Annotated in this window: 2 protein-coding genes and 1 pseudogene; 2 read left to right on the plus strand and 1 reads right to left on the minus strand. The window is 46.8% G+C overall.

Annotation, left to right across the window (positions count from 1 at the left end; translation table 11 throughout):
• Positions 1-917: 917 nt before the first annotated feature.
• Positions 918-1,004 (minus strand): annotated as a pseudogene (locus tag RID09_RS01810) (alpha-amylase family glycosyl hydrolase); the annotation flags it as partial.
• A gap of 343 nt (positions 1,005-1,347) precedes the next feature.
• Between RID09_RS01810 and RID09_RS01815 the strand changes: the two are divergent.
• The gene (locus RID09_RS01815; RefSeq protein WP_446334238.1) at positions 1,348-3,309 is read left to right on the plus strand and encodes an alpha-1,4-glucan--maltose-1-phosphate maltosyltransferase; all 1,962 of its coding nucleotides are present in this window, start codon (positions 1,348-1,350) and stop codon (positions 3,307-3,309) included.
• 114 nt (positions 3,310-3,423) lie between these two features.
• Positions 3,424-6,810 carry a maltose alpha-D-glucosyltransferase gene (treS, locus tag RID09_RS01820; protein WP_446334242.1) on the plus strand — a complete coding sequence of 1,129 codons (3,387 nt, stop codon included), beginning with the start codon at positions 3,424-3,426 and terminating at the stop codon, positions 6,808-6,810.
• Positions 6,811-7,109 lie beyond the last annotated feature (299 nt).

A 7,109-nucleotide genomic window follows, 5' to 3' on the forward strand; every position in this document is an offset into this window, starting at 1 on the left:
GACGCGATCGCATGGCTGACTACAACCACTTAATGAGAGCGGCATTCTAGTTATCTCTTCTCTTTGACCCAAAAACCAGGAGTCCTGGCTGATTGGATTCCGTTCAACCAAGGTAGACATCAGGGTTTATCCTGATTTATATTTTTCCAATGGGATTGACGTTGGAAAAAAGGACAGAAAACTAACTCCTAAATAACTAACCCGAAAGCGTTGACGCCAAGTGATGAGAATAAATAATCAATCACTTGACTGGCTTGGCAGATAATCCTGACAAGCTTATCTAGTCTTCAATCAGCAGGTTTTTGGTTAAATAATGTTCTTCATAGACCGTTGGCAAAACGGTGAACAAACTGATTTTTTCAAAGGGTCTTACGTAGACAAACTTGGCTTGAAGCCTATCTTACACCTCACTGGCGCTGTTGTTGCCAACCAATAGTCTGTTTGGTCGGCAGGCTTCAATTTTAAGTTACACCCGTGATTAATTTGCTGATCCGGGTTCAGCGGTTTGGTGGTAATATCCATCCTTATTGCTGCTCGAAATTTTTCATGAGTGTGTTAATGATGAATTCACTGATAATCAATCTGCCCATTTAGACCAAACAGTTTGGCTAAAGGAAATTATCTCTGACCAGAAACAATTGTCGGCAGGTAAGGGAGGTTACCCTCATTACAAAATTTAATGCACGTTTGTTAGTTTAACGCTTTACGTTTCTTCTTCTTTCGTACATTTAATAAATTTATAGGTTTTTAATTATGTATAGAAAAAGCTTATTAAGTATGGAGTAAAAAAAATAAATGAAGTCCTATTTGTCAATAAGTAAAAATACTGATGATGCCTAGAATGGGAAATTAATTAACAGGAAAACGGCTAAAAATGATTGACCCTGGCGTGAATGGTGAAGCGCGATCGCACATTAGTCAGAAATATCATAACCGCCGTCTTTCATCGGTGACGGGAAAAACGGGGAAATCCAAACCGCGTCAACCCCCAGGGATGCAATGTGACGCCACCAATCCTGGGTAGTCATATCAGGGTTCGATCAAGAGGTTTCTCTCTTTAGTCAGATGAAATACTTGAGAGTTTACTATACGCTACTAGCCGTAAACCTTTTGAGTATATCCTTATTTATTAACATTTCGCATAAAAATCTTGACATTAATTCGTCAAGTTAACTAAGGTAGCAGTCGGACAGGTTTATCGAAACGCTTTACATTGAGGTAGTTACACCAACTTCAGTCCCCTAGCGAGAGCCAGAGGAACAGTAGTAAGGGCTGAAGGATAAAGCGGTATGACACAAGGGGCACCTGCGACTGTTTTAGAAGCCAAAGCTAAAGGACGTTAGATTCATGCTGCCATTGCCAGAGGAAGGTCGGAGACGAGTACAAATAGAGGGTGTATGGCCCGAAATTGACGGGGGTCGTTTTGCCATCAAGCGGACAGTTGGGGAACGAGTCTATGTCGAAGTGGATATGTTCTGTGACAGTCATGATGCCGTTTCTGGTGTCATTTTGTACCGTCCCCAAAAGTCCCAAACCTGGTTTGAGGTTCCCCTGTCACCAACGATTAACGATCGCTGGCAGGGAGAATTCACTGTATCAGAGATAGGCGATTATGTCTATACCATTATGGGTTGGGCTGACCACTTTAAATCCTGGCAACGGGACATGACCAAGAAATTGGCAGCCGAACAGGATCTGTCGGTTGACTTACTGATTGGGGCAAACTTGGTTGAAGACGCGGTTAAACGTGCCAGTGGGGATGATGCGGCACAGTTAAAAACCTGGGTAGCGACGCTGCGATCGCAAGATATCGCTACACCGATTTTAGGTGATAAAGCCATTTCCCCGGAACTGGCGCAACTGATGGCAAAATACCCCGATCGCAAATTTGCCAGCACCTACCACAAACAACTCAAAATTATTGTAGACCGAGAACGCGCTCGGTTTAGCACCTGGTACGAAATATTTCCCCGTTCCTGCGGGGAACCGGGCAAACATGGCACATTCAAAGACGCCCAAGCCCGCTTACCCTATATTGCCAGCATGGGGTTCGATGTCCTGTACTTACCCCCCATTCACCCCATTGGCAAGGCATTTCGCAAAGGCAAAAATAACACCACTGTTGCTGAATCTGATGATGTGGGCGTACCCTGGGGTATTGGTGCGGCTGAAGGCGGACACAAGGCGGTTCATCCCCAATTGGGCACCATGGCTGACTTTGAGGAATTTGTCGCCCAAGCCGCCGAACATGGACTGGAAATTGCCCTAGACATCGCCTTCCAATGTTCTCCAGATCACCCCTACGTCAAAGAAAATCCCCAGTGGTTCCGTAGCCGCCCTGATGGAACCATTCAATACGCCGAGAATCCGCCGAAAAAATATCAGGACATTTACCCAATTGACTTTGAAACCGCAGACTGGCAAAACCTGTGGGAAGAACTGCGGAGTGTGATCCAATTCTGGATTGAAAAAGGCGTGCGGATTTTTCGAGTCGATAACCCCCATACCAAAGCCTTTGACTTTTGGGAATGGGTGATTGCGGATTTGAGACAAACTCATCCCGATTTAATTTTCCTCTCGGAATCCTTTACTCGTCCCAAGGTGATGTATCGCCTCGCCAAGCTAGGATTTACCCAATCCTACACCTATTTCACTTGGCGTAATAGTAAGTGGGAAATGACCCAATATCTCACCGAACTCACCCAAACCCCTGCCTATGACATCTTTCGCCCTAACTTTTGGCCCAATACCCCCGATATTTTGCATGAGTTTATTCAGCATGGGGGACGCCCTGCCTGTATTATTCGCTTAGTGCTAGCGGCAACCTTAGCGGCAAACTACGGGATTTATGGACCAGCGTTTGAAGTGTGCGAAAATCGGGCGCTGAAACCCGGTAGTGAAGAGTACTTAAACTCAGAGAAATATCAGATTCGGGAATGGGATTTAGATAGTCCCTACAGCATCAAAGACTTGATTGCCCGAGTCAATCGCGCCCGTCGGGAACACCCCGCACTGCAAAGTAATAAGAGTTTGCGGTTTCATCACACCGATAATAACCAGATTATCTGTTACAGCAAACAGACCGACGATTTCAAGGATGTGATGCTAATGATGGTCAGTTTTGACCCTCAATGGATGCAAGCGGGCTTCATTGATTTGCCCTTAGAATCCTTAGGAATTGACCCCTATCGGGAATACCATCTCCATGACCTACTCAGTGATACCCACTATACCTGGTTTGGCGGACATAACTATGTAGAACTTAATCCCCAAGCTATTCCGGCACATGTTTTCTGGGTGAGGCAATAGGCAGTAGGGAACAGGGAACAGAGGGAGCAATGTAAGGGTCTTCCCGAATGACAAATGACCAATGACGAGTGACAAATGACAAATCAACAACTAGGGAAAACTACCAACGAAAAAATGCTTAATTCGATTTTGAAAGATGACCCCTTATGGTTTAAAGATGCCATCATCTATGAAGTGCCGATTCGTGCCTTTGCCGATAGCAATGGCGATGGCATAGGTGATTTGCGCGGCTTAACATCAAAGCTGGATTATTTACGAGATTTAGGGGTCACAGCGATTTGGACATTACCCTTTTTCCCCTCTCCCCTGAAAGACGATGGCTACGATATTGCCGAATATAAAAAAATCAATCCTATCTACGGCACAATCGAAGATCTCAAAGAACTGTTAGATGCAGCGCATCAACGGGGAATTCGGGTCATTATTGAGTTAATTGTCAACCATACCTCCGACCAACACCCCTGGTTTCAACGCGCTCGCAAAGCCCCGAAAGGCAGTAGTGAACGGGATTTTTATGTTTGGAGTGATAGTCCGGAAAAATATAAAGATGCCCGGATTATTTTCCAGGACTTTGAACATTCTAACTGGGCGTGGGATCCGGTGGCTAAATCCTATTACTGGCATCGCTTCTACTCCCATCAACCTGACCTCAATTACGAAAATCCGGAAGTGGCTAAAGCCATTTTAGAGGTTGTGGATTTATGGCTAGCCATGGGGGTGGATGGACTGCGGATGGACGCCGTACCATATCTGTATGAACAAGAAGACACAAACTGTGAAAATTTACCCGCCACCCATGCATTCTTGAAACAGTTACGCACCCATGTTGATGCCAAGTTCCCCAATCGGATGCTTTTGGCTGAAGCGAATCAGTGGCCCGAAGATGCAGCGGAGTATTATGGGCAGGGGGATGAATGCCACATGAATTTCCATTTTCCCCTCATGCCGCGCCTGTTCATGTCATTAAAGATGGAGGATAATTTCCCCATCATTGATATTCTCAATCAGACGCCGCAAATTCCCAATAACTGTCAGTGGGCATTGTTTCTGCGGAATCACGACGAACTGACCCTGGAAATGGTCAGCGATGAAGACCGAGACTACATGTATAAAGTGTATGCAGAAGACCCGCAGGCACGGCTCAATTTAGGGATTCGTCGCCGCCTCGCGCCGCTGATGGGGAATAATCGCGACCAAATTCAATTGATGAATGGGTTGCTGCTGTCTCTCCCCGGTACGCCCGTCTTGTACTACGGCGATGAGATTGGTATGGGCGATAATATTTATCTGGGCGATCGCAACGGGGTACGCACACCGATGCAATGGAGTGCTGACCGCAATGCAGGCTTCTCGCGCACGAATCCGCAAAAACTCTATGCCCCGCCGATTGTTGACCCAGAATACCATTACGAAGCGATTAATGTAGAAGCCCAGCAGGGGAATCCCAATTCCCTGTGGTGGTGGATGAAGCGGTTAATTGCCACCCGCCAGCGTTTCCAAGCTTTTGGGCGAGGGACTTTTGAGTTTCTCCATCCGGAGAACCGTAAGGTTTTGGCATTTACCCGAACCTATGCTGGGGAACATATTTTAGTGGTTGCCAACTTGTCACGATTTGTGCAAACTGTGGAATTGGATCTCTCAGGATTCCAAGGAATGGTGCCCGTGGAGATATTTGGACGTACCCAATTCCCAGCGATTGGTTCTTCACCCTATTTCCTCAGCCTCAGTCCTCATGGCTTCTACTGGTTTACCCTCCAGTTGCAAGACACTCTCGCCGAAGTCCCCAGTTCCCACATTCAACCCCCGACACTCAGGGTGAGTGGTAAATGGCAAACGGTGTTTTCTCAACCGATTTTAAAGACAACCTTGGAGTCGATTTTGCCCACTTACCTCTATGGTTGTCGCTGGTTTGGTGGTAAAGCGAGGACGGTGCAATCGGCAGAGATTGTGGAAGTGATTACTGTCTCTTATAAAGAAACCGAGGCGGAGTTACTTTTCCTCAAATTAGATTACACCGAGGGCACCCCAGAAACCTACATTCTGCCCTTAGCTTACGCGCCAGGAACTGAACTGGGTGGTGATGGGTCGAACATTCAGCCCCATCAGGTTATCGCCTATATTCAGGTTGAGGGAAATGAAGACGTTGGCTTATTATTTGACGCGGTAGCTGAACCTGACTTTTTAGCCTTCCCCTTAGATGCCATTCGTCATCAGCATCGGTATAAAGGAAAGGCAGGTACATTGGTAGCTACGGCAACAGACGCCCTGTCTGAACTGATGCAAGAGGCGACTCACCTTGAGCCGCATCTGCTTCGAGGCGAACAAAGTAATACCTCAATGGTCTACGGTGATCGCTTTATTTTAAAGCTGTTCCGCAAGGTTGAGGAAGGGATTAACCCAGACTTAGAAATTGGGCGTTTCCTCACCGATAAAAAAGTCACCGAACATTTTGTTTCCGTGGCGGGGGCGCTGGAGTATCGCGCTGCTAACTCAGACACGATAACCATCGGCGTCTTGCAAGAGTTTGTTCCCAATACCACCGATGCTTGGTCTTATACCTTAGATTCCCTGCGCGGTTACTTTGAACAAGTGATGGTATTGCCCGGATCAGATTTGCAGGAGACGGAACTCTTCTTACCCTCGGCGGTGGAGTCTCTCGATCGAACTGATCCGCCCTTTGGCTACAATCTGATTGTTTCTTATTTGGATACGACGCAACTGTTGGCAAAGCGAACGGCTCAACTGCATATTGCGTTGTCCTCGGATATGGAGAATCCTAACTTTGCCCCGGAACCATTTACGTCGTTCTATCAACGGTCGGTGTATCAGTATATGCGGAACCTGACGGGTCAGGTTTTACTGCTGCTGAAAAAACGGATCGACGTATTACCGGCGGAAATTCAACCCTTAGCCCAAACCATTCTCAACCGCCAAGATCAGATTTTAGGACGCTTTAAAGCCTTAATCAATCAGCCGATTACGTCGATGCGTACCCGCTGTCATGGTGATTTCCATCTGGGACAAGTTTTATATACCGGGAAAGACTTAATCATCATTGACTTTGAGGGAGAACCGGCACGTCCTTTGAGTGAACGACGGATGAAGCGATCGCCCCTGCGGGATGTGGCAGGGATGCTACAATCGTTCCACTATGCGATTACTCTCGGCTTGCGGAATGAAATTGAGAGTGGCATGATCCGACCGGATAATCTTTCGGTGATGGAACAATGGTCGAGTTTCTGGTATTCCTGGGTCAGTGATACGTTCCTGAAAACCTATCTGTCTACAGGTGCGGGACATTCATTTATCCCGCAAACAACTCAGGAGTTGCAAGTGCTGTTGGATGCTTATCTGTTTGAGAAGTCGATTTATGAGTTAGGGTATGAACTCAACAATCGACCGAAGTGGGTAGACATTCCTTTACAGCGTATTCTCCAGTTGCTGGAGTCGGTGCAAGTGACAGGAGAACAAATGAGTTTCCCGACGCCGCCAGCGAGGTAGGGTTTCGGGTTTCGGGTGTGGGGGGTATAATGAACCACCTGTAGGGGCGACCGGCTTGGTATAATTAACAACACCAGTCCATTTAATGGGGTTGGGTCGCCCTTTTCTTAAAAAACCCCCGTAATTCTGGCACTTAGTCGGGGCGGGTTTAGTCATATAGGGGTTGACAACTGAGTCCAGAAACATATACAAAGGTATACAGGTCTATACTAAATGTATACCGTATGGACATTATTCAGGACGTGCCAACGGTCAGCATTGGGGAAGCAGCTAAAGAAGTCGGAGTTAGCGTAATCACG

It is taken from the genome of Coleofasciculus sp. G1-WW12-02, assembly GCF_040219735.1.
GTDB lineage: Bacteria > Cyanobacteriota > Cyanobacteriia > Cyanobacteriales > Coleofasciculaceae > Coleofasciculus.

Coding starts and splice junctions, on each gene's coding strand:
- RID09_RS01815 (WP_446334238.1), top strand. CDS start 1,348: ATGCTGCCATTGCCAGAGGAAGGTCGGAGACGAGTACAAATAGAGGGT.
- treS (WP_446334242.1), top strand. CDS start 3,424: ATGCTTAATTCGATTTTGAAAGATGACCCCTTATGGTTTAAAGATGCC.